The organism is Pseudomonas sp. OV546 (genome assembly GCF_900116845.1).
GTDB classification, from domain to species: domain Bacteria; phylum Pseudomonadota; class Gammaproteobacteria; order Pseudomonadales; family Pseudomonadaceae; genus Aquipseudomonas; species Aquipseudomonas petroselini.
In genome coordinates this window covers 991,271-1,013,373 of record NZ_FPCE01000001.1, presented here as the reverse complement: position 1 = coordinate 1,013,373, position 22,103 = coordinate 991,271, and the positions used below count along the sequence as shown (strand labels likewise).

General features: G+C 62.3%; 16 protein-coding genes. 11 read left to right on the top strand and 5 right to left on the bottom strand.

The window, feature by feature from the left end; genetic code table 11:
• The first annotated feature begins 68 nt into the window (after positions 1–68).
• The gene (locus BM403_RS04705; RefSeq protein WP_139237938.1) at positions 69–1,115 is read left to right on the top strand and encodes an SEL1-like repeat protein; all 1,047 of its coding nucleotides are present in this window, start codon (positions 69–71) and stop codon (positions 1,113–1,115) included.
• Positions 1,116–1,216: 101 nt separating this feature from the next.
• Here BM403_RS04705 and BM403_RS04700 read toward each other — a convergent pair whose 3' ends face one another.
• Positions 1,217–6,076: an NAD-glutamate dehydrogenase gene (locus BM403_RS04700; RefSeq protein ID WP_093541810.1), complete on the bottom strand. Its 4,860-nt coding sequence runs from the start codon at positions 6,074–6,076 to the stop codon at positions 1,217–1,219.
• A 493-nt stretch (positions 6,077–6,569) separates the two neighbouring features.
• Between BM403_RS04700 and BM403_RS04695 the strand changes: the two genes are divergently transcribed.
• The 10 genes from BM403_RS04695 to BM403_RS04650 all read left to right on the top strand — a co-directional run bounded on the left by BM403_RS04695 (position 6,570) and on the right by BM403_RS04650 (position 19,876).
• Positions 6,570–6,923 (top strand): hypothetical protein, encoded by a 354-nt coding sequence (locus BM403_RS04695; RefSeq protein ID WP_093541808.1) that lies wholly within the window; start codon positions 6,570–6,572, stop codon positions 6,921–6,923.
• Between the two features lie 259 nt (positions 6,924–7,182).
• Positions 7,183–8,142 (top strand): AAA family ATPase, encoded by a 960-nt coding sequence (locus BM403_RS04690; RefSeq protein ID WP_003174327.1) that lies wholly within the window; start codon positions 7,183–7,185, stop codon positions 8,140–8,142.
• A gap of 5 nt (positions 8,143–8,147) precedes the next feature.
• Positions 8,148–9,080: a DUF58 domain-containing protein gene (locus BM403_RS04685; protein ID WP_093541806.1), complete on the top strand. Its 933-nt coding sequence runs from the start codon at positions 8,148–8,150 to the stop codon at positions 9,078–9,080.
• Positions 9,077–9,571 (top strand): DUF4381 domain-containing protein, encoded by a 495-nt coding sequence (locus BM403_RS04680; protein WP_012724659.1) that lies wholly within the window; start codon positions 9,077–9,079, stop codon positions 9,569–9,571. The genes BM403_RS04685 and BM403_RS04680 overlap by 4 nt, the downstream gene beginning before the upstream one ends.
• Complete coding sequence (locus BM403_RS04675; protein ID WP_012724660.1) at positions 9,564–10,652, top strand: vWA domain-containing protein; 1,089 nt, start codon at positions 9,564–9,566, stop codon at positions 10,650–10,652. The genes BM403_RS04680 and BM403_RS04675 overlap by 8 nt, the downstream gene beginning before the upstream one ends.
• Positions 10,649–12,388 (top strand): tetratricopeptide repeat protein, encoded by a 1,740-nt coding sequence (locus BM403_RS04670; RefSeq protein WP_012724661.1) that lies wholly within the window; start codon positions 10,649–10,651, stop codon positions 12,386–12,388. The genes BM403_RS04675 and BM403_RS04670 overlap by 4 nt, the downstream gene beginning before the upstream one ends.
• On the top strand, positions 12,385–14,025 hold the full coding sequence (locus BM403_RS04665; RefSeq protein WP_093541804.1) for a BatD family protein: 1,641 nt from the start codon (positions 12,385–12,387) through the stop codon (positions 14,023–14,025). Before BM403_RS04670 ends, BM403_RS04665 begins: the two co-directional genes overlap by 4 nt.
• A 384-nt stretch (positions 14,026–14,409) precedes the next feature.
• Positions 14,410–15,651, top strand: coding sequence for an exonuclease SbcCD subunit D C-terminal domain-containing protein (locus BM403_RS04660; RefSeq protein WP_012724663.1), 1,242 nt, complete (start codon positions 14,410–14,412; stop codon positions 15,649–15,651).
• Positions 15,648–19,286, top strand: a complete 3,639-nt coding sequence (locus BM403_RS04655; RefSeq protein ID WP_093541802.1) for an AAA family ATPase — start codon at positions 15,648–15,650, stop codon at positions 19,284–19,286. Before BM403_RS04660 ends, BM403_RS04655 begins: the two co-directional genes overlap by 4 nt.
• Positions 19,283–19,876: a glutathione S-transferase gene (locus BM403_RS04650; RefSeq protein ID WP_093541800.1), complete on the top strand. Its 594-nt coding sequence runs from the start codon at positions 19,283–19,285 to the stop codon at positions 19,874–19,876. Before BM403_RS04655 ends, BM403_RS04650 begins: the two co-directional genes overlap by 4 nt.
• Positions 19,877–20,032: 156 nt before the next feature.
• Here the strand turns inward: BM403_RS04650 and BM403_RS32120 are convergent, their stop codons facing one another.
• The 4 genes from BM403_RS32120 to BM403_RS04635 form a co-directional block, all read right to left on the bottom strand.
• The gene (locus BM403_RS32120) at positions 20,033–20,158 is read right to left on the bottom strand and encodes a hypothetical protein (protein WP_012724666.1); all 126 of its coding nucleotides are present in this window, start codon (positions 20,156–20,158) and stop codon (positions 20,033–20,035) included.
• Positions 20,159–20,316: 158 nt separating this feature from the next.
• On the bottom strand, positions 20,317–20,496 hold the full coding sequence (locus tag BM403_RS04645; RefSeq protein ID WP_010210027.1) for a hypothetical protein: 180 nt from the start codon (positions 20,494–20,496) through the stop codon (positions 20,317–20,319).
• Between the two features lie 156 nt (positions 20,497–20,652).
• Positions 20,653–21,828 (bottom strand): lactonase family protein, encoded by a 1,176-nt coding sequence (locus tag BM403_RS04640; RefSeq protein WP_093541798.1) that lies wholly within the window; start codon positions 21,826–21,828, stop codon positions 20,653–20,655.
• Positions 21,815–22,102, bottom strand: coding sequence for a DUF5629 family protein (locus tag BM403_RS04635; protein ID WP_043205453.1), 288 nt, complete (start codon positions 22,100–22,102; stop codon positions 21,815–21,817). Before BM403_RS04635 ends, BM403_RS04640 begins: the two co-directional genes overlap by 14 nt.
• Position 22,103: the final 1 nt, after the last annotated feature.

Below are 22,103 nucleotides of genomic sequence, written 5' to 3'. Positions count from 1 at the left end.
GACAGTGAGGAGCTGCGTTTCCATAACCTGAATTCGCACAATTTCAGTGCTTATTACAGGTATAGATCATGTCCGCCGAATCAACTGTCAGGTCTGCACTGTTCAATGTGCTGTCCCAACTGAATGCTCAAAAAGAGACCTTGTCACTCCCGATGACAACAGCCCTGGATGAGCTGAACCAGAGTGCGGCAAGGGTCGGAATGAAAATGTTCTGGCTCAATAACACCGAAGAGGCCGAGCATTTTCTGACCATAGCCTCGGCCGCCCAGTTTCCTGAGTGTCAGTTCAGCATGGCCACGTGTAACGTTTACCGAGACGGCATCTGGCACAGCGAGCACGGAAAACTGTCTTCTTACGCCAGTGAAGAAACCAAGAAATGGCTGAAACTCGCCGCAGCGCAGAACTACATTCCGGCACTTATACAGTTGGGGGATACCGAGTCGCTGGAAACAGCCAAGACACTGGTGAGCACGTTCCCGGCGTATAAAGAGCCCGAAGGTATGTACTACCAGTACCTCATCACCGATGACGTCAGCTGGCTGGAAAAATCCGCCGCCGCCGGCTTCAGCCTCGCCCAGTTCAAACTCGCCGAACAGTATCAACGCCACCCGAAATTGATTGCTAACGACGCACTGCGCCTGGCGCGAATCGAAGAGCTGTATCAAGAATCTGCCGACGCAGGCCTGCCATTGGCGCTGTACGCACGGGTCTTCTTCGGGGACTCCACCGCCAGCATGGCGGAAAAGCGCACTCGCCTTGCCCGATTGGCCGACTTGGGCCACGTGGAGGCGATGATGGAATATGGGCATGCCCTCGCTAACATGCCATTGCGCGAGCGGCCCGCACCGGACGAGGACGGTAGCGAACCGCCTTTTACAAACCCATACGGGTTGGAAAAAAACCTCCCCCTCGCCTACGCCCTGTTGAAGCACGTCCAAAAAAGCATGCCGGCCCCTATCCCACCAAGGCTTCCAGCGGACATCCATAAGATCGAAATGCGCATGAGCCTGGAAGATCACGAACAGGCAAAACTGGCGTTGGCCGCCGTTGAAAGCAACACGCCACAGCTGTTCGTTCGCCTGGAGGAGTTGATCATTCCGGGCACCGCGAAATAGCGATCCACCTGCCGTATTGACCGATTGATCTTGCGCCCAATAAAAATCCCCGAACCTTTCGATTCGGGGATGTTTTCAAGCGCTAACGTTCAGTCACATTGTTACAGCACCGACTGACCGCTCAACGCCAGGTCCAGCAGCTCACGGTTGGCAACCGCATACATGGCGTAGTCCGTGCCGACCGCAGCACGGATCTCCACCATCATCGCGACCCAACGATCGGCCATGTCCTTGTGCTGCTCAAGCCACAGGGCCACGCGGGCTTCCATGTCTTCTGGCGCGTCGGCCATTTGCAGGACGGAGATGGTAATCGCGCGTTGCTGCCAGTCCACATCATCGCGGAACGCTTCACGGGCCTGGGCCTGCCAGTTGTTGGCCACCGGCAGATCGCTGATCTGCTGCAGGTACCAAGGCAGGTCCAGGGCGCTGCCGACGGCGAAGTAGGCCTTGGCCACTTCAGCGGCGTCGTGCCCGGTGACGTCGGCGGCTTCGATGATCGGCAGCAAGGTGTACAGGTGGGTAGTGCCTGCAACCATGCGCGCCAACAGCTCAGGCACGCCCGCTTCGGTGTAGGCCTGGTAGCGGTTCTGCCAACCTTCGCGGGTCGGGCCTTCCAGCAGTTCGTCGAGCTTGAGGCCCAACGCGGCCAGGTGCGGACCGAAGTGCGCGGTATCACGGCCAGCGTCCTGCTCGTTGCGACGGCTGCGCAGGAACCAGCGCGTAGCGCGGCGGCCCAGGCGCATCAGTTCGTCCATCAACTGCAATTGCACGTCAGCGGAGACCTGGTGGTCCAGCGCTTCGATCTGACGGAACCAGTGCGGGAGATGGAAGATGTCACGCACGATCACATAAGCGCCCGCCACGTTCGCCGGGCTCATGCCGGTCGACTCTTTGAGTCGTTGAACGAAGGTGATGCCCATGTGGTTGACCAGGTCGTTGGCGATCTGGGTGCTGACGATCTCGCGTTTGAGGCGGTGACGACGCATGGCCTCGGAGAACTTGGCCACCAGGCTCGGTGGGAACGCGGTCTCCATGTCACGGGTCAGGTACTCGTCATCCGGCACCAGCGACTTGAGCAGCGCTTCCTTGAGGTCGATCTTGCTGTACGAGATCAGCACCGACAGCTCCGGACGGGTCAGGCCCTTGCCGTTCGCGGCGCGCTCCACAAGCTGCTCCTCGGTCGGCAGGTACTCGATGGCGCGGTCCAGCTTGCCACGGCCTTCCAGGTCGCTCATCAGGCGCTTGTACTCGGCGGCACGCTCGTAGGCACGGCGCGCTGCCAGGGACAGGGCCTGGGTCTGCTTGTAGTTGTTGCCCAACACCAGGTGGCCGACTTCGTCGGTCATGCTCGCCAGCAACTGGTTGCGCTGCTTGTCGGTCATGTCACCGGCCTGCACCACTTCGTTGAGCAGGATCTTGATGTTCACTTCGTGGTCGGAGCAGTCCACACCACCGGCATTGTCGATGAAGTCGGTGTTGGAACCGCCGCCATTGAGGCCGAACTCCACACGACCCAGCTGGGTCATGCCGAGGTTACCGCCCTCGCCCACCACCTTGCAGCGCAGCTCGTTACCGTTCACGCGCAGCGCATCGTTGGCCTTGTCGCCGACATCGGCGTGGCTTTCGGTGCTGGCCTTGACGTAGGTACCGATACCGCCGTTCCACAACAGGTCCACCGGCGCCTTGAGCAAGGCGTTCAGCAGTTCGGTCGGGGTCAGCTTGTCGGCCGAGATGTCGAAGCGTTCTTTCATCTGTGGCGAGATGGCAATGCTCTTCGCGCTGCGCGAGAAGATACCGCCGCCTTCGGACATGATGCTGGTGTCGTAGTCGGTCCAGGCCGAACGCGGCAGCTCGAACATGCGCTGACGCTCGACGAAGCTGGTCGCCGGGTTCGGGTTTGGGTCGATGAAGATATGCAAGTGGTTGAAAGCCGCGACCAGTTGCAGCTTGTCGGACATCAACAGGCCGTTACCGAACACGTCGCCGGCCATGTCGCCGACGCCCACGACCGTGATGCTGTCTTCCTGCACATTAATGCCGCGCTCACGGAAGTGACGCTGCACACCGACCCACGCGCCTTTGGCGGTGATGCCCATTTTCTTGTGGTCGTAACCGGCGGAACCACCGGAAGCGAACGCATCACCCAGCCAGAAGCCGTAGTCGATGGCGATACCGTTGGCGATGTCGGAGAAGGTTGCCGTGCCTTTGTCCGCTGCCACGACCAGGTACGGGTCATCGTTGTCATGGCGCACGACGTTGGCCGGCGGCACCAGGGCGCCGTCCTTCAGGTTGTCGGTGATGTCCAACAGCCCGGAAATGAAGATGCGGTAGCAGGCGATGCCCTCGGCCGCGATCTCGTCCCGGCTGCCGCCCAATGGCAGGCGACGCGGCAGGAAGCCGCCCTTCGCGCCCACAGGCACGATCACCGAGTTCTTCACTTGCTGGGCTTTTACCAGGCCAAGCACTTCGGTGCGGAAGTCTTCTTCACGGTCGGACCAACGCAGGCCGCCGCGCGCGACGTTGCCAAAGCGCAGGTGCACGCCTTCGACGCGTGGCGAGTACACGAAGATTTCAAACTTCGGCACTGGCTTAGGCAGCTCAGGAATCGCGTGCGGGTTGAACTTGAAGCTGAAGTACGACTTGTTCTGGCCGTTGGCGTCGGTTTGGTAGAAGTTGGTGCGCAGGGTGGCCTTGATCAGGTCCAGGTAGCGACGCAGGATGCGGTCTTCGTTGAGCACCTGAACATCGTCCAGGGCGGTGAGGATCGCTTGCTCCAGGCGTTGCTGCTTGTCTTCCAGGTCTTCGGCGGTGAGCTTGCGCGCCAGATAGAAGCGGGTCTTGAACAACCGGGTCAACTCGCGGGCGATGTCGGTGTGGTTGTTCAGGGTGCTGGCGATGTAACCCAGGTCGAAGCCCAGGCGGATCTGCTTCAGGTAACGGGCGTAGGCACGCAGCAGCGCGACGTCGCGCCATGGCAGGCCGGCGGTGAGTACCAGGCGGTTGAACGCATCGTTCTCGGCGTCGCCATGCACGATGTGCACGAACGCGTCTTGCAGGGTGTCGTTAAGCTGCTGGATATCCAGGTTCACGCCTTCGGCGGCAATGAACGCAAAATCATGGATCCAGAACTCACGACCATTGGCGTGACGCAGGCGGTACGGGAATTCGCCCAGCACGCGCAGGCCGAGGTTTTCCAGGATCGGCAACACGTCGGACAGCGCCAGCGGGGTGTCCGCATGGTAGAGCTTGCAATGCAGCTCGCGCTGGCCGGAAACCTGGCCCAGCGGCTGGTAGAAGCTCATGACCAGCGGGTTGGCTTCGGTCAGGCTGAGCAAATGCTGCATGTCGACCACAGCCGAATGCGCGGCAAAACGCTCGCGGTAGCCCGCCGGGAAGCCTTTCGGGAAGTCGGCCAGCACGTTGGTGCCGTGCGCTTCGCCAAAGCTTTCCACGACCAGGTTGGAGTAGTCGTCCTGCCAGCTGCGGCAGGCCTGCACCACTTCTTTTTCCAGTTGCAGCGGGTCGATGTCCAGGCGGTTCTTCGGGTCTACCCGCAGAATCAGCTGCACACGGGCCAGCACGGATTCGGAGAAGAAGGTCCAGAATTCGCAGTCCGAGGCCTTCAGGCGATCCATCAGCACTTGCTGGATCTTCTGGCGCACTTCGGTGGAATAGATGTCGCGCGGCACGTAGGCCAGGCAGTAGCAGAAACGACCGTACGGGTCTTTGCGCAGGAACACGCGGATCTTGTTGCGCTCCTGGATCTGCACGATCGACATCACGGTGCTGAACAGCTCGTCGACCGGGGTCTGGAACAGGTCGTCACGCGGCAGCACTTCCACGACCTGAGCCAGTTCCTTACCCAGGTGAGCCTTGGGTTGGAAGCCGGAACGGCGTTCGATTTCCGCGACCTTGCGACGGATATACGGAATGACCCGCACGCTTTCGCCATACACCGACGAGGTGTACAGGCCCATGAAACGGTGTTCCTTGATGACCTTGCCGTCGGCGCTGATCTCACGGATCGACACGTAGTCCGGATACGCCGGACGGTGTACACGGCTTGGGTGCGCGGCCTTGGCGAACGACAGCACGGTCGGTTCACGCAGGTAGGCCACGGCGTAGTCTTCGATGCGCAGGTCGTCGGCGGTGAGACCGGCGCGCAGCAGCTTGGTCAGACCGAGGAAGGAATCGGCGTCATATTCGATATGACCGCCATCCGCCTCGTCACGTACCACGAATTCTTCATAGCCGAGGAAGGTGAAGTGGTTGCCCACCAGCCATTCCAGGAAGTTCTTGATCTCGGCTTTTTCTTCGCCGTCGATGCTGAACGGGCTGGCGTCGATACCGGCCAGCAGGTCCTGGACCTTGGCTTTCATCGGTTCGAAGTCGGCCACGGCCACGCGCACTTCGCCCAGTACCTGCTCAAGCTCTTTGCTCAGCACGTTCAGTTCGGCGGCATTGGCGCAACGGTCGATTTCCAGGTACATCAGCGATTCTTGCTGGACACCGTCGCCCTGGGTGCCTTTGGGCAGGATTTCCAGCAACTCGCCCTTGGCGCCACGGCGTACGCTGAGCACGGTGGTCTGCAGGGTGTGGATGCTGTAGCCACGGCGGTTCAGCTCGGTACGTACCGAGTCCACCAGGAATGGCAGGTCATGGTGCAGCACTTCGACCGCGGTGTGGGTCGACTGCCAGCCATGACGTTCGTAATCGGGGTTGTAGACCCGCACTTGCGGTTGGGTGTGGTCAAAGCGCTCAAGCAGGCGCCAGGCAGACAGGGTGCAACCGGCCAGGTCGGAAAGGCGACGCTGGGTCAGTTCGTCCAGGGAAATAATGCCGAAGAATTGCTCAGCGAACAGCGCCACTTGTGGCAGTGCCTGTTCACTGATGTGCTGCGCCAGTGCCGCTTGCAGTTGATGCTGGAAGTCGGCCTTGCTGGCTGCGGTGAAGAACGCCATCTGTGGTACTCCGCTTGGGCTTGTTATTGATGGAAGCGTCGCGTGTTATCCCCTTGCGGGGAGACCGTCAGCTCTGTTCGCTGGTAACGATGATAAACACCATAAACGAATCAGGGTGACAGGTGGGTGAAGCTGGACAAGACAGTCAGGTCACATACAACTTCCACTGGAGGTACACCTTGCCAGGCGACGGTACGACGGGCAGGTCAGACTCCCGGCACAGGGCACATCCGTTGCGCAGCTTAACGAGTGTAGGAAGCCCGCTGCTTGCGGTGCTGCGACATATTCGGTCATCGGTAAGCAGGGTTGGGGTTGCGACTTGGGCAACCCGGATTTCAGGGCACTAAAACCAGCTGTTTTCCTGGCCCAGAGTACCGAAAATGACTGGTATTGACTGTCAGGTCATGCACGAGGTCTGACACAGGATGCAGCACAAAATTCGCCGCAATGGCACAATTGCCCGCATCACGCCCTACCCCAGACAGGATTCCCCATGCTGCAGCTGAAAACCGACGCCCTCATGGTTACACCGTGCGACGAAGAAGAAGACAACATGGCCATGCTCTGCTGTCACGGTAAAGGCGGCGAGATGTTCATGCTGACCCGCTACCCGGATGAAGACGAAGTGGAGCTGACCTGGGATTACGAGCCGTCGACCCTGGATGGGCTGAAGGTCACGCTCAGTGATACCACCCTGCTGATCGAATTGGCTGCCGGGGATGCGGATGCGTTGGGCGGCAAGGACCAACTGCAGATCACCCACGCCACAGCCGCCTCCGACCTGACCGAGGTGGAGCAAACCCTGCAAAACATCCTCAACGGCACCGGCACTTTCACCCGAATTTAAGCGGCACCCACGATCACATGTGGCAGGGGGCTTGCCCCCGATAGCGGCGGGCCAGTTCCTGCATCTGTGTCTGACCCACTGCTATCGGGGGCAAGCCCCCTCCCACATTGACCGTGTTCCCACACAAATTTCCTACAAGTTTTGCCAAAAATACCCGTCACGCCGTTAGTCGCCACACCCCTCCATGCATTAAAGTAAGCCTCCCTAGCCCGGCGTTTGCTCTCGATCACCGGGCTCATCTTTCCAGGAACCGTCATCGATGGAACATCGTGAAGCGCTGCTTGCGCTGCGAACCTTTCTTTCTACGCAGATTCTCGGCCAGGAAAAACTCATCGATCGCCTGCTGATCGCGCTGCTCGCCGACGGCCATATGCTGGTGGAAGGCGCACCGGGCCTGGCCAAGACCAAGGCCATCAAAGAGTTGGCCGAAGGCATCGAAGCGCAATTCCATCGTATCCAGTTCACCCCCGACCTGTTGCCAGCCGACATCACCGGCACCGAGATCTATCGCCCGGAAACCGGCAGCTTCGTGTTCCAACAGGGGCCGATCTTCCACAACCTGGTGCTGGCGGACGAAATCAACCGCGCGCCGGCCAAGGTGCAGTCGGCACTGCTGGAAGCCATGGCCGAGCGCCAGGTCAGCGTCGGGCGCAGCACCTACGACCTGTCGCCGCTGTTCCTGGTGATGGCCACGCAAAACCCCATCGAGCAGGAAGGCACCTACCCGCTGCCCGAAGCCCAGCTCGACCGCTTCCTGATGCACGTAAAAATCGGTTTCCCGGACGCCGCCGTCGAGCGACGCATCCTGCAACAGGCCCGTGGCGAAGCGCTCAACGGCGAAACCAAGCCTGAGCGCCGCGTCAGCCAGCAGGCGATCTTCGCCGCACGCAAGGAAATCCTCGGCCTGTACATGGCTGATGCGGTGGAGGAGTACCTGGTGCAACTGGTCATGGCCACCCGTACCCCGGCCAAGTTCGACCCGGAAATGGCCGAGTGGATCGCCTACGGCGCCAGCCCACGCGGCTCCATCGCCCTCGACCGCTGTGCCCGCGCCCATGCCTGGCTGGCCGGTCGCGACTTCGTCAGCCCGGAAGATATCCAGGCGGTGCTGTTCGACGTGCTGCGCCATCGCATCATTCTGTCGTTCGAAGCCGAAGCCGCGGGCATTGACCAGGACCGTGTGGTGCAACGTATTCTCGACGTCGTTGCCGTCGCTTGAACCCCATGAATGCCAGCGACGGGATCCGCGTCACGCTCAGCGAATTGATCGAGATGCGCCACCGCGTGCGCGAAGTCCAGCTGTTTTCCACGCCGAGCCAACGCAGCCCGCTGATCGGCCTGCACCACTCCAAGCTGCGCGGACGCGGGGTGGACTTCGACCAGGTGCGCGTGTACCAGGCCGGCGACGATGTGCGCACCATCGACTGGCGCGTGACGGCGCGGACCCAGGAGCCGCACACCAAGCTGTTCCATGAAGAGCGCGAGCGGCCGATTTTTATCATGGTCGAGCAAAGCTGCCGGCTGTTTTTCGGCTCGGGGCAGATGTTCAAGTCGGTGCTGGCGGCCCAAGCGGCCAGCCTGATTGGTTGGGCGGCGCTGGGGCACAACGACCGGGTCGGTGGCCTGGTGTTTGGCGACAGCGAGCACTACGAAATCAAGCCCCGGCGCAGCAAGCAGAGCCTGCTGCAATTGCTCAATCGCCTGGTGCGAGTGAACCAGAGCCTGAACACCGAAAGCCGCCCCGAAGCCGACGCCTTGGGCATGGCCCTGCGCCGTGGCCGCGAAGTGTTGCGCCCCGGCAGCCTGGTGATCGTGATCTGCGATGAACGCGCACTCACCGAAGGTGCCGAGCAGCAATTGAGCCTGTTGTCACGGCATTGCGACCTGCTGTTGCTGCCGATCTCCGATCCGCTGGACCACGCCCTGCCCGCTGCGGGGCTGCTGCGTTTTGCCGAACGCGGCGCCCAGCTGGAACTGGACACACTGAACTACGATTTGCGGCAGGCCTACAAAGCCCAGGCCGAAGGGCGCATCGCCCGCTGGGAACTGCTTGCACAGAAACTGCGAATCCTGCTGATGCCGTTAAGCACCCAAAGCGAAATGGTCGAGCAACTGCGCGAATACCTCAACCCGCAACGCCCGGTTAAAAAGCAATGAGCAGCCTCGACCAACTGCAACCGCTGATCGCGCCGCCGGCCATCGGTTTCTGGCCGCCTGCGCCGGGTTGGTGGCTGTTGCTGCTGGTGATTCCATTGCTCGGCTGGGGGCTGTGGTCACTGCGCCGTTTCCTGCCTGCACGGCGCCCCATCGCCCGCGCCGAACAACCGCTGGACCCGCTGCGCATCGCCGCCCTGGCGGAACTGGCGCTGATGCCCAAACCCTACGATGGCGCCCCCGCCGGGGCCTGGCTGCAGCAACTCAACGGGCTGCTCAAGCGCCTGTGCCGCAATGACTACCCCTACAGCCAAAGCCATACGTTAAATGGTCGCAAATGGCTGGCGTTCCTGGATAACCGCTGCCCGGCCGCGGGCCTGACGCGCTGGATGGTGCTGGTAGAAGGCGCCTACAAACCCGAATGCAAACTCGACGACAAGGCCATCGCCGGCCTGACCCAAGCGGTCGACACCTGGATCCGCAAACATGTTTGAGTTCGCCTGGCCGTGGGTCTTCGTCCTGTTGCCATTGCCCTGGTTGATGCGCCTGGTGCTGCCGACAGCCGACAGCGGCGAGCCCGCCTTGAAAGTCAGCTACCTCAGCGACCTCGAAGGCCTGGCCCGTCGCCGCGCCCGTGTCAACCTGCCCGGCTGGCGCCAGCAAGCGCCGTTCGTGGTGTTGTGGTTGCTGCTGCTGACCGCCGCCGCGCGCCCGGAATGGCTGGGCGAGCCGTTGCCGATCGCCGCCAGTGGCCGCGACCTGCTGGTGGCGGTGGACGTGTCCGGCTCCATGGATTTCCCCGACATGAATTGGCAGGGCGAAGACGTAAGTCGCTTGAGCCTGGTCAAACACCTGCTAGGCGACTTCCTTGAAGGGCGCGAAGGGGATCGCGTCGGCCTGATTCTGTTCGGCAGCCAGGCCTACCTGCAAGCGCCGCTGACCTTCGACCGCCGCACCGTGCGTACCTGGCTGGATGAAGCGCGGATCGGCATTGCCGGTAAAAACACCGCGATCGGCGATGCCATTGGCCTGGCCCTGAAACGCCTGCGCCAGCGTCCGGCGCAGAGCCGCGTGCTGATCCTGGTCACCGACGGCGCCAACAATGCCGGGCAGATCGACCCGCTGACCGCCGCGCGCCTGGCCGCCGAAGAAGGCGTAAAAATCTACCCGATCGGCATCGGCGCCGACCCGGAACAAACCGGTTCCCTGGGTATCCTCGGCGTCAACCCGAGCCTGGACCTCGACGAACCGGCGCTCAAAGCCATCGCCGAGGCCACCGGTGGCCAGTATTTCCGTGCCCGTGATGGCGAAGAATTGCAGGCCATCAAGGCAACCCTCGACACCCTCGAACCCGTCGAGCAACAGCCCACCCAGGCACGCCCGGCGCTGGCGCTGTACAGCGCGCCGCTGGCCCTGGCGTTGGTACTGAGCATGCTGCTGGTGATTCAAGAACGCTGGCCGAACAACGCCTTGCAACGGTTGTTCAACAAATGGTCGAGCAAGGGGATTTTCCTGCAACAACACCCGGAATGGCGCCAACGCCTTAAACGCCTGCGCTTGCGGAGGCGTCGATGATCGACCTCTGGCCGCACTGGTTCCGCCCCTGGTGGCTGTTGCTCCTGCCGTTGCTCGGCTGGTTGCTGTGGCAACTGTGGCACCGGCAAAAGCGCGCCGGGCGCTGGCAGGTGATCCTGCCCCCGGCCTTCCACGCTGTGTTACTCAGTGGTGGCAACGGCCGTGAGAGCAAATCGCCCTGGGTGGTGCTCGGCATTGCCTGGCTATTGGCGGTGCTGGCGTTGCTCGGCCCCAGCTGGCAAAGAGTCGAGCAGTCCAGCCAGAAGCCGTCCGACCCGTTGGTGGTGCTGCTGGAACTGACCCCGGAAATGCTCGCCACCGACAGCCCGCCGAACCGCTTGGAGCAGGCGCGGCGCAAGCTGTACGACCTGCTGCAGGCGCGCACCGATGCGCAAACCGCCATCGTCGTGTACGCCGGCAGCGCCCACACCCTGGTGCCGTTATCGGATGACCTCGGCACCAGCCGCAACTTGCTGGAAGCCTTGCGCCCGTCGATCATGCCCGAGCCCGGCCACCGTGCCGACCTGGCTGTCGAGAAAGCCTTGGGCCTGCTCAAGCAAGGTGGCCTTGGCCAGGGTCGCCTGCTGCTGATTGGTTCCTCGCTGTCCAAACAGGAACGCCAGGGCATCCGCCTGCTGCTGCAAAGCGGCCAGGCGCCGGCCCTGTCGATCCTCGGCATCGGCAGCCGTGAAGGCACGCCGGTGACCCAGGAAAACGGTGAGTTTCTCAAGGACGAGCAAGGCGCAATCCTGGTGCCACGCCTCGATAGCCCCACCTTGAAGGCCTTCGCCAGCGAAATGAGCGGCCGCTACCGGGCTGCGCGCCTGGACGACAAGGACCTGCGCCAACTCGGCGTGCTGGACCCGCCACAAGCCTTGCGCAACGACGGTCAACTGCTGCACCTGGACACCTGGGCCGACCAGGGTTACTGGCTGCTCCTGCCATTGTTGCTGCTCGCCGCCTGCGCCGGGCGGCGTGGCTGGTTGTTCTGCCTGCCGCTGCTGCTGTTGAGCGCACCGCAGCCCAGCTATGCCTTCGGCCTGCAGGATTTGTGGCTGCGTCCCGACCAGCAAGGCCAGTACCTGCTGAAGAAAAAACGCCCCGCCGAAGCCGCCGAGCATTTCGAAGACCCGCAGTGGCAAGGCGTAGCGCTGTACGAAGCCGGCAACTATGCCGAAGCCATCAAGCGTTTCGCCGAGGGCAATGACGCCTACTCCCACTACAATCGGGGTAATGCCCTGGCCAAGTCCGGTGAACTGGAAGCGGCGATCGACGCCTACGAGCAGGCCCTGGAAGCCCAGCCCGACCTGCAACCCGCGTTGAAAAACAAAGCGCTGGTGGAAACCCTGATGCAGGAACAGGCACAGCCGGAGCCAAGCAAACCTGCCGAAAACGAGGATGACGAAACCACCCAACCCGGCCAAACTGCGCAGCCGGGCGCCAGCGGGCAAAGCACCACGGGCGGCGAGCAGTCGTCCCAAGGCCAGGGTGAAGCCGGCACCGGTGACACCCAAACCGGCAATACGCCGCAAACCGCAGGCAATGAAGTACCGGGCAGCGAACTGGGCGACGAACACACCACCACCCCGCCGTTGCGCCCCACTGACGCCAGCCTCGACGGTGAACATCGCCAGGCCCTGGAGCAATGGCTGCAGCAGATCCCGGATAACCCCGGCGAACTGCTGCGCCGCAAATTCTGGTACGAACAGCAACAACATCAGGACAAGACGCGATGAGCCGCCGCACCACCCTACTGTTCCTGCTCGCCCTGTCGACAGGCCATGCCCAGGCGGCGAACCTGGTGGCCAGCGTCGACCGCAGCCGCGTCAATTCCGGAGAAACAGTGGAATTGACGGTGGAGTCCAGCGATGTCACGCAGTTCGGCAAGCCCGACCTGTCGCCGCTGGATGCGCAGTTCGAAGTCAGCGGCACCCGCCAGATCAACCAACTCACCACGTTGGACGGCGATAACCACGCCACCACGCGCTGGATCATCACCCTGCTGCCCAAGGAAAACGGCACGGTGGTCATCCCGCCCCTGCAAGTGGGCGAGTACAAGACCCAGCCGATCAGCCTGCAAGTGGTGGAAACCGCCAGCCAGAACACCGCCGCCGAACTGGCGCCGGTGTTCGTCGAGGCCAACCTCGACCAGTCCAGCGTCTACGTCCAGGCCCAGGCGCTGCTGACCGTGCGCGTGTACCACTCGGTGTCGCTGTATGACGACAGCAGCCTCACGCCGTTGCAGATTGCCGATGCACGCGTGGAGCAGTTGGGCGAGTCGCGCACCTACGAGAAGGTCATCAACAGCATCCGCCATGGCGTGATCGAAACCCGCTACGCGATCTACCCGCAGCACAGCGGCACCCTGGCGGTCCCCGCGCAGACGTTCAGCGCAACCCTGGTGGAATCGCGCCCGCCGCAGGAAAACACCCTGCAAGGCACCAAGCCCGGCAAGCTCATCCATGTCAGCTCTGCGCCGTCGCCGCTGACGGTCAAGCCCAAGCCCGCGCTGTATCCCGCCGATACGCCTTGGTTGCCGGCACGCAGCCTGACCCTGAGCGAAAACTGGAACCCGGAGCCTGAGCATGTGCAGGTCGGCGACTCCCTGACCCGTAGCCTCACGGTCAAGGCCGAAGGCCTGTCCAGCGCGCAATTGCCCGCCCTGCCCAGCACCGACATCAACGGCCTGCGCCGCTACCCGGACCAACCGGTGCTCGGCAACCAGACCAGTGACCGCGGCCTGATCGGCAGCCGCGAAGACCGCGAAGCGCTGGTGCCGACCCGCGCCGGCGCACTGGAATTGCCTGCCGTGGACCTGGTGTGGTGGAACACCCATGAAGACCACCTTGAGCGCACCAGCTTGCCGGCCCGCACGTTGCAGGTCGCCATCAACCCGAGCCTGGCCGTGGATACCCCCGCCACGCCGACCGTGATCACCGCCCCGGACGATGAACGCTTGTGGCTGTGGCAACTGAGCACATTGATCCTCGCCTGCACGACCCTGCTGGGTTTTGGCCTGTGGTGGCGCGCACGTCGGCAACCGGCCGTGCAACGCGCCGCGCAAACCGGCCCGAGCCCGCGCACCTTGCTCGACGACCTCAAGCGCGCCACCCAAGCCAACGACCCCCAGGCCACCCGCCAGGCCCTCGATGCCTGGGCGCGGCAACAGCCGGAAACCCTGGCGGATATGGCGGCGCGGTTCGTGCCGCTGTCGGATGCGCTTGATGGGTTGAATGGCGCGCTGTACAGCGAGAGCGGGCATTTCTGGCTGGGCGAAGACCTGTGGCGCGCGGTCAAGGCCATTCCGGTGGCTGAGCGTGAACTGGACCCGGCGACCGATACCACCAGTTTGCCGCCGCTGTATCCCAAATAGTCCACTCTAAAACGTCTTGTGTGGTGAGCCGGCCTGTTGTGGTGAGCGGGCTTGTTGGGGTGAGCTGGCTTACTGTGGTGAGCGGGCTTGCCCCGCGCTGGGCTGCGAAGCGGCCCCCATCCAGACGACTCAATCATTCAGCCAGACCTCATTGGCAGGTTTTGGGGCTGCTGCGCACCCCAGCGCGGGGCAAGCCCGCTCACCACAGTAAGCCCTCTCACCACAGTAAGCCCGCTCCCCACAACAGCGCTGCGCAATCAATCTCTACGTTGTGTCTTGGATGGTTAAAAGGCCCCTCCCACATTGAATCTGTGTCGCGTGGGGGCAGCATGGTCGCATTACAGGTAAACTCCCCTCCTTTTCATCTTTTCTACGGAGTTCGCCTTGCGTCTGTTTCACACCTCCGACTGGCACCTGGGCCAAAACCTCCATGGCCAGGAACGCGACTTCGAACACGCCTGTTTCCTCGAGTGGCTGCTGGGCCAACTCAACGCCCATAGCCCGGATGTACTGCTCATCGCCGGCGATATCTTCGACACGGTCAACCCACCACTCAAGGCGCAGGAGCGGCTGTATGACTTCATCATCAGCGCCCATGAACAAAACCCGAAGCTGACCATCGTGATGATCGCCGGCAACCACGACTCCGGCTCGCGTATCGAACTGCCCGCGCCGCTGATGCGTCGTCTGCGCACCCACGCTCTCGGCCGGGTATTGTGGCTGGATGATGGCGAACTCGACGCCGAGCGCCTGCTGATCCCGCTGCCGGATGCCAAAGGCAAGGTCGCCGCGTGGTGCCTGGCGCTGCCGTTCCTGCGGCCGGCGGAAGTCACCGGCGCGCACCTGGGTGACGATTACCTGCGCGGTATCGGCCAGGTCCATGAATGGCTGATCGCCGCCGCCAACGCCAAACGCAAAAAAGGCCAGGCGCTGATTGCCATCAGCCATGCGCACATGGCCGGTGGTTCGGTGTCGGAAGACTCCGAACGCAGCCTGATCATCGGCAATGCCGAGGCGCTGCCGGCCAGTCTGTTCGATAGAAGCGTCGCGTACGTCGCCCTCGGCCACTTGCACAAGCCGCAAAAGGTCAATGGCGAAGAACGCATTCGCTACAGCGGTTCGCCGATTCCGCTGTCGTTTTCCGAAATCGGCTACAAGCATCAGATCCTTGACGTGACGTTCCAGGGCCAATGCCTGGTGAGTGTCGAACCGCTGCTGATCCCCCGCTCGGTCGATCTGCAACGCCTGGAAGCCGCGCCCCTGGCCGACATCCTCAAGGCGTTGGCCGAGTTGCCGGACGTCGACCTGCTCGCCGAGACCCAGCGCCACCCCTGGCTCGAAGTCCGTGTGCGCCTCGACGAGCCGCAGCCCGACCTGCGCCAGCAGATTGAAACTGCGCTGCAAGGCAAGGCCGTGCGCCTGGTGCGCATCGCCGCCGAGTACGCCGGCAAGCGCGGCAGCGACGACACCTGTGAGGAGCGCCTGATCGAACTCGACCAGCTCACGCCCCAGGAATTGTTCAGCCGCGCCTGGCAGGACAGCTACGGCAGTGAAGTGGATGAACAAACCTTGAAGGACTTCGCCGTGCTGCTCCAGGAAGTGCAACAAGAGGGCGAACAGCCATGAAGATCCTCGCCATCCGCCTGAAAAACCTCGCCTCCCTGGCCGGACCGTTCGAGATCGACTTCACCGCCGAGCCCCTGGCCAGTGCCGGTTTGTTTGCGATTACCGGGCCGACCGGCGCCGGTAAAAGCACCTTGCTCGATGCCTTGTGCCTGGCGCTGTTTGGCGCGGTGCCCCGCCTGGGCGATACCGGCCAGGCGAAGATGCCGGATGCCGACAGCGATATTTCCATCGGCGACCCACGCACCCTGCTGCGGCGCGGCACGGGCGGCGGTTATGCTGAGGTGGATTTTGTCGGCGTCAGTGGCCGTCGCTACCGGGCGCGCTGGGAAGCCAACCGCGCCCGCGACAAGGCCAGCGGCAAGTTGCAGAACAGCCGCCAGAGCCTGATCGACCTGGACAGCGATCAACTGCTGGCCAGCCAGAAAACCGAATACAAGACCCAGCTGGAACTGGCCCTGGGCCTGAACTTCGAACAATTCACCCGCGCCGTGTTGCTGGCGCAAAGCGAGTTCAGCGCGTTCCTCAAGGCCAATGACAACGAGCGCAGCGAGCTGCTGGAAAAGCTCACCGATACCGCGCTTTACACCCAGCTCGGGCGGCGCGCCTTTGACAAGGCCAAAGACGCCAGGGACGCGCACAAGCAGTTGCAGGACCAGGCCACCGGCGTGGTGCCCTTGGCCGCCGAAGCCCGCGCCGAACTGGATCAGCAATTTGACGCGGCGCAACAGCAGCTCAAGGCCCAGCAGGCCCAGCTCAAGCAGTTGGAGCAGCAGCACACGTGGCTCAAGGAGCTGCGCGAATGGCAGGAACGCCAACTCGCCGCGACCGAACAGCTGCAGCGCGCGCAGGCGGAGTGGGACACCCAGGCCCCGCAACGCCAGGACCTCAGCCGCCTGGAGCAGTTGGCACCGCAACGTCATCAGTTCGCGCGCCAGGCGGAACTCAATACCGTGCTGGCGCCGTTGGCCGAGCAGATTCAATCGCATAGCCAACAACAGGCCGAACTGCATACCCGCCAGGAACAGGCACAGCAGCAACAGGCCAGCGCGCAAACCGCATTGGCTGCGGCCTTGAAACATCAAGGCGACGCGGCGCCACTGCTGCGTCAGGCGTTCGAAGAACAGAGCACCCTCGCCCACTTGACCAAAGCGCTGGCCAAGCGCACCGAGGACAAACAGCAGCACGAAACGGCCTGCGCCGAAGGCCAGTCCCAGCTCAACGGCTTGCTGGAAAAACAACGCCAAGTCGCCGAACGCCTGCAACGCCTGGCGACCGAGCTTGATCGCAGCGCTGCCCTCGCCCCGCTGAGCGATGCCTGGTCCGCCTACCGCGATCGCCTGCAACAGCTGATGTTGATCGGCAATCGCTTGAACAAAGGCCAGGCAGAACTGCCGCAATTGGAACAGCGCGCCACCGCCGCCGCCGAACAGTTCACTCAGCAACGCGAGGCCCTGGACCTGCTGTACCAGGAAGCCGGTGCCGAGCCGCATGCCGTGGCCGAGCAGATCCAGTTGCTCGCCAGCCTGCTGCAGGACAATCGCAAGCAGCAACGTGCCTTCGAAGACCTGACGCGCCTGTGGGACAGCCAGCAGCAGCTGGACCAGCAGGCCAACGTACTGACGCAGAAGCTTGCCGACGCCCAACAGCAACGCGAGCAACTGAACCAGACCGGCCTGCAAACCAAGGCGGAGCTGACCGTTGCCGAACAAACCCTGACGGTGACCAAGCAACTGCTTGAGCGCCAGCGCCTGGCCCGCAGTGCCAGTGTCGAAGAATTGCGCGAGCAGTTGCAGGACGACCAGCCCTGCCCGGTGTGCGGCAGCCACGAACACCCGTACCACCAGCCCGAAGCGCTGCTGCAGAGCCTAGGTCGCCATGACGAAAACGAGGAAGCCACGGCGCAGAAAGCCGTCGACACCCTCAAGGAAAAGCTCACCGAGCTGCGCGGCGAAGTCGGCGGCTTGATCGCCCAGCAAAAGGAATACCTGCAACAGCAGGAGCAACTTGCGACGCAACAACAAGCACTCAAGCCCAGCCTGGATGCGCACCCACTGTCGGCCGCGCTGTTCAACCAGGATGAGGCCAAACGCAGCGCCTGGCTTGATCAACAGTTGAGTCAACTGACCCAGAGCATCGCCCAGGACGAACAACGCCAAGGTGCCCTGCTCAACCTGCAACAAAACGCCGGGCGTCTGCAGCAACAACTGCAAGCCGCCCAGGAAGCGAGCCAGCAGGCCCGTCAATTGCTGGTGGATCAGCAACGCGAGCTGGCCAGCGACCGCGAACGTCTTGAGCAGGAACTGAATGCCTTCGCCAGCCTGTTGCCCGCCGACACCCTGGACGGTTTGCGTGCCGAGCCGGCCGCAACCTTCATGCAGCTGGACCAACAGGTCAGCCAGCGCCTTGAACAGCTCGGCCATCAACGTGATGAGCTGGCCGAGCAACAAGAACGCCAACAAGCGATCGAGAAAGAACAGACGCATCAGCAGCACCGCCAGCAGCAACTCGATGCGCTGAATCAGCAGGTCAACGAGTTGGCCGCCCAGCAACAAGCAGCTCAGGAAAAACTCGGCGCGTTGCTTGGCGAGCACGGCAGTGCCGAACACTGGCAACAGCAGTTGGATCAGGCCGTGACCCAATCACGCCAGAGTGAAACCGACGCCAACAAGCAGTTGCAAGAGATCCACAACGCATTGATCCAGTTGGCCGCCGATCTCAAGGCCCAGCAGGAGCGCCAGCAAGCGTTACAGGCCGAACAGCAATCGCTGGACACACGCCTCGGCGAGTGGCGAGCCCGGCACCCGGAGCTCGATAACGATGGCCTCAACCGCTTGCTGGCCTACGATGACGCCCAGGTCAGCCAATTGCGCCAGCAGTTGCAGCACAGCGAAAAAGCCGTTGAACAAGCCAAGGTCCTGCTGCAAGAACGCGAGCAACGCCTGGCCGAGCACCAAGCCCTGCACAACGGCAACCTTGAAGCCGAAGCACTGGACAGCGCGTTGGCTACGCTCAACCAACAGTTGGCTGAGGGAGAAAAAACCTGCGCCGAATTGCGCGCGCGCCAGTCCGAAGACCAGCGCCGCCAGGATGCCAATCAGGCCTTCGCCGAACAGATCGCCAAGGCCTATGACGAATGGCAACGCTGGGCACGCCTGAATGCGCTGATCGGCTCAGCCACCGGCGACACCTTCCGCAAGATCGCCCAGGCTTACAACCTCGACCTGCTGGTGCACCACGCCAACGTGCAACTGCGCCAATTGGTGCGCCGCTACCGCCTCAAGCGCGGCGGCAGCATGCTGGGCCTGTTGGTCATGGACACGGAAATGGGCGATGAACTGCGCTCGGTGCATTCGTTGTCCGGTGGTGAAACCTTCCTGGTGTCGCTGGCGCTAGCGCTGGGCCTGGCGTCGATGGCCTCCAGCACGTTGAAGATCGAGTCGCTGTTTATCGACGAAGGCTTCGGCAGCCTGGACCCCGAGTCGCTGCAGTTGGCGATGGACGCACTGGACGGTTTGCAGGCCCAGGGCCGCAAAGTGGCGGTGATCTCCCACGTGCAGGAAATGCACGAGCGCATTCCGGTGCAGATCCAGGTCAAGCGCCAAGGCAATGGCTTGAGCACCCTGGAGGTCAAGTGAGCGAGGCGCTGCTGTATTCGTTTCGACGCTGCCCGTATGCGATGCGTGCGCGCCTGGCGTTGCGCTATTGCGGCGTGCCCGTGCGCATTATCGAAGTGAGCCTCAAGGCCAAGCCGGCCGAAATGCTGGCGCTGTCACCCAAAGGCACGGTGCCGGTGTTGAGTGTGAATGGCGTGGTGATCGATGAAAGCCTGGCGATCATGCAGTGGGCGCTGGCGCAGCACGACCCGGATGATTGGCTGCTGCAGGGTGACCCGGCGGTATTGGCGTTGATTGCCGAGAACGATGTGGGCTTCAAGTATCACTTGAATCGATACAAGTATGCCGAACGCTACCCGGAACAACCGATGGAACATTATCGGGCCGAGGGCGAGGTGTTCTTGCGCACACTTGAGGGATTATTGGCGAATCGCGAGTACTTATTCGCCGATCACCCAAGCCTGGCAGACATGGCCCTGGCGCCGTTTGTGCGTCAGTTCGCCCATGTGGATCGGGAATGGTTTGCCGGTGCACCGTATCCCCGGTTACAGCAGTGGCTGGAGTGCTTCCTGCAATCGCCGCTGTTCATTGCCGTAATGGCAAAGACCTGACCCGACAGGGCTCTGTAGTGAGCGGGCTTGCCCCGCGCTGGGCTGCGAAGCGGCCCCATCGAAAACGCCGCACGGTGTCAGGTATTCCTCGGCGCCTGGTTTGGGGCTGCTTCGCAGCCCAGCGCGGGACAAGCCCGCTCACTACTGGGATTCGGTTTAGCCTTCAACCAGGTTAAGCAGCCGCTCGCGGGCGATCTCAGGCTCGCCGTCCACCAACTGCACGGAGGACAGGATCGGGGCGGAATAGAGGACCAGGATGAGTGCGGCGAGTCGAAGTGCCATGCTGTCGATTCCAGGAATAAACGCGTCAATATTTGAGCGCCAAATTTAAACACATGGCAATCTGATATCAATCATTTTATTCAGCAGATGCACAAACGCCAAACCACTTGAACGAGCCAGGCTCCGTTCCAGTGGTTTGGCGTCTGCTGTTGTGCAGGTTATTGCTGGGTTTTGTGATCCAGTGCAGCGTAGAAGTTGGCGCTTTGTTGCAGGTATTTCTGGGTGTAGGCGCTGGTGCTGGATTTTTTGCCGGTGACTTCCACACTGGCGGCGGCAGGCAATGCCACAGTGGCGGAAACAGCGGAAGCAGCGATGATGGAGAAGAGGTTCAAGTTCATGTCGGTAGCCCTTGTATTCGTTTGGTTGAGTGGCCGGGGAAGGCCTTGGAACCCAACTTACGCCCGAGGGCCGAGCCTTAGAAATGCTTTGAAACAGTAGCCGCTATTAATAGAATTAATACACAGGGTCAGCCCCCGCAGTGCGGGGCCTGTGGCTTATTGACGCACCAGGAACTTGAGGTCGCTGGGGGCATCGATAGGCAATTTCTGCACGGTTTTACCCAGCAGGCCGGTCTTGGGGTCGCGTTCAATCACCACGATTTCATTGCTTTTCTGGTTGGCGATCAGCAAAAACCTGCCGCTCGGGTCGAGGCTGAACTCGCGCGGGTGGTCGCCTTCCACGGAGCGGCGTTGCAGCTCCTTGAGGTGCCCGCTGGCCGGGTCGATGCTGAACACCAGCAACTGATTGGCCGTGCCACGGTTGCTCACGTACAAGAACTTGCCATCACTGGACGCATGCAACGCCGCGCCCGCCTTATCTGATACCGGCTGCCCGGCGGCGAACTCCACCAACTGGGTCTGGGTCAGTTGGCCGTCCTTGTAATCAAACACCGCAATCTGGGCGCTCATCTCGGTGGTCAGCCAGGCGTGTTTGCCATCGCCGCTGAACAACAGGTGACGCGGGCCGCTGCCCGGTGGCAGTTGCACCGAGGCCGGGTTGGCCGGGGTCAGTGGCAGCTCGTGGTTGGCCTTGGGGTCGTAGCGATAGGCAAACACTTTGTCCGCCCCCAGGTCCTGGACAAACACGTACTTGCCGTCCGGCGACGACACCACCGAGTGCACATGGTTGGACGCCTGGCGTTCAGGATTTACCCGGCTGGCCGGGTGCCCGCTCAACTGGACGGGCGCCGACAGCTTGCCCTCGGCATCCACCGGAAGGATCGCCAGGCTGCCGCCCGGATCTTCCAGTACCGAATAGTTGGCGACAAACAGGTAGCGCCCGTCAGCGGCCACGCTGGAATGGGTCGGCTCATTGCCCAGGCTTTGCACCTGATTGATCAAGGTCAGTTGGTGACTGTTCGGGTCGATGCGGTAGCTGCTGACGCGCCCTACCGCGTCTTTTTGGCCTGGGCCATTCTCGTTGACCACGAACAGATGCTTCTGGTCCTTGGAGACCGTCAGCCACGATGGGTTGGCGGCCTTCGCGGCCAGCACCGGCTGACCGTTGAACTTACCCGTACGGCTGTCGAATTGCAGGCGGTAGATCCCTTCGCTGCTGCCGGCGGTGTAGCTGCCCACCAAGAGTTCATAAGTGTCGACCGGCGCGGCCTGCACCGACATGGCACCGACACTGCCGGCCATCAGCAGGGGCCAGAATTTACGCATCATCATCCGCTTGATCCTCGTCGTTATTGTTGCCGGTGAACGCGCTCATGCAGATAAGGCGGTGCTCGCCCGACTCACCGGTAAGGGTCCAGCTTTGCAAGGTGTCATCGAAGGTGGCGGCCTGTACCTGCTCCAGGCTGAAGCGCCAACGTTTTTCCGCACGGCCGTCCATGGCGGTGATCAGCAGTTTTTCGTTATCGAGTTCGAAGTCGAAGGCGTGCAGCCCGTCGATTTCAAGCATGTCGGACGTTTCCAGGACGGCAGGCAAATTCTCAGTCATC

Bases quoted from the DNA above. Each gene is read 5' to 3' on its own strand.
- BM403_RS04705 (WP_139237938.1), top strand. From the start codon at position 69: ATGTCCGCCGAATCAACTGTCAGGTCTGCACTGTTCAATGTGCTGTCC.
- BM403_RS04700 (WP_093541810.1), bottom strand. From the start codon at position 6,076: ATGGCGTTCTTCACCGCAGCCAGCAAGGCCGACTTCCAGCATCAACTG.
- BM403_RS04695 (WP_093541808.1), top strand. From the start codon at position 6,570: ATGCTGCAGCTGAAAACCGACGCCCTCATGGTTACACCGTGCGACGAA.
- BM403_RS04690 (WP_003174327.1), top strand. From the start codon at position 7,183: ATGGAACATCGTGAAGCGCTGCTTGCGCTGCGAACCTTTCTTTCTACG.
- BM403_RS04685 (WP_093541806.1), top strand. From the start codon at position 8,148: ATGAATGCCAGCGACGGGATCCGCGTCACGCTCAGCGAATTGATCGAG.
- BM403_RS04680 (WP_012724659.1), top strand. From the start codon at position 9,077: ATGAGCAGCCTCGACCAACTGCAACCGCTGATCGCGCCGCCGGCCATC.
- BM403_RS04675 (WP_012724660.1), top strand. From the start codon at position 9,564: ATGTTTGAGTTCGCCTGGCCGTGGGTCTTCGTCCTGTTGCCATTGCCC.
- BM403_RS04670 (WP_012724661.1), top strand. From the start codon at position 10,649: ATGATCGACCTCTGGCCGCACTGGTTCCGCCCCTGGTGGCTGTTGCTC.
- BM403_RS04665 (WP_093541804.1), top strand. From the start codon at position 12,385: ATGAGCCGCCGCACCACCCTACTGTTCCTGCTCGCCCTGTCGACAGGC.
- BM403_RS04655 (WP_093541802.1), top strand. From the start codon at position 15,648: ATGAAGATCCTCGCCATCCGCCTGAAAAACCTCGCCTCCCTGGCCGGA.
- BM403_RS32120 (WP_012724666.1), bottom strand. From the start codon at position 20,158: ATGGCACTTCGACTCGCCGCACTCATCCTGGTCCTCTATTCCGCCCCG.
- BM403_RS04645 (WP_010210027.1), bottom strand. From the start codon at position 20,496: ATGAACTTGAACCTCTTCTCCATCATCGCTGCTTCCGCTGTTTCCGCC.
- BM403_RS04640 (WP_093541798.1), bottom strand. From the start codon at position 21,828: ATGATGATGCGTAAATTCTGGCCCCTGCTGATGGCCGGCAGTGTCGGT.
- BM403_RS04635 (WP_043205453.1), bottom strand. From the start codon at position 22,102: ATGACTGAGAATTTGCCTGCCGTCCTGGAAACGTCCGACATGCTTGAA.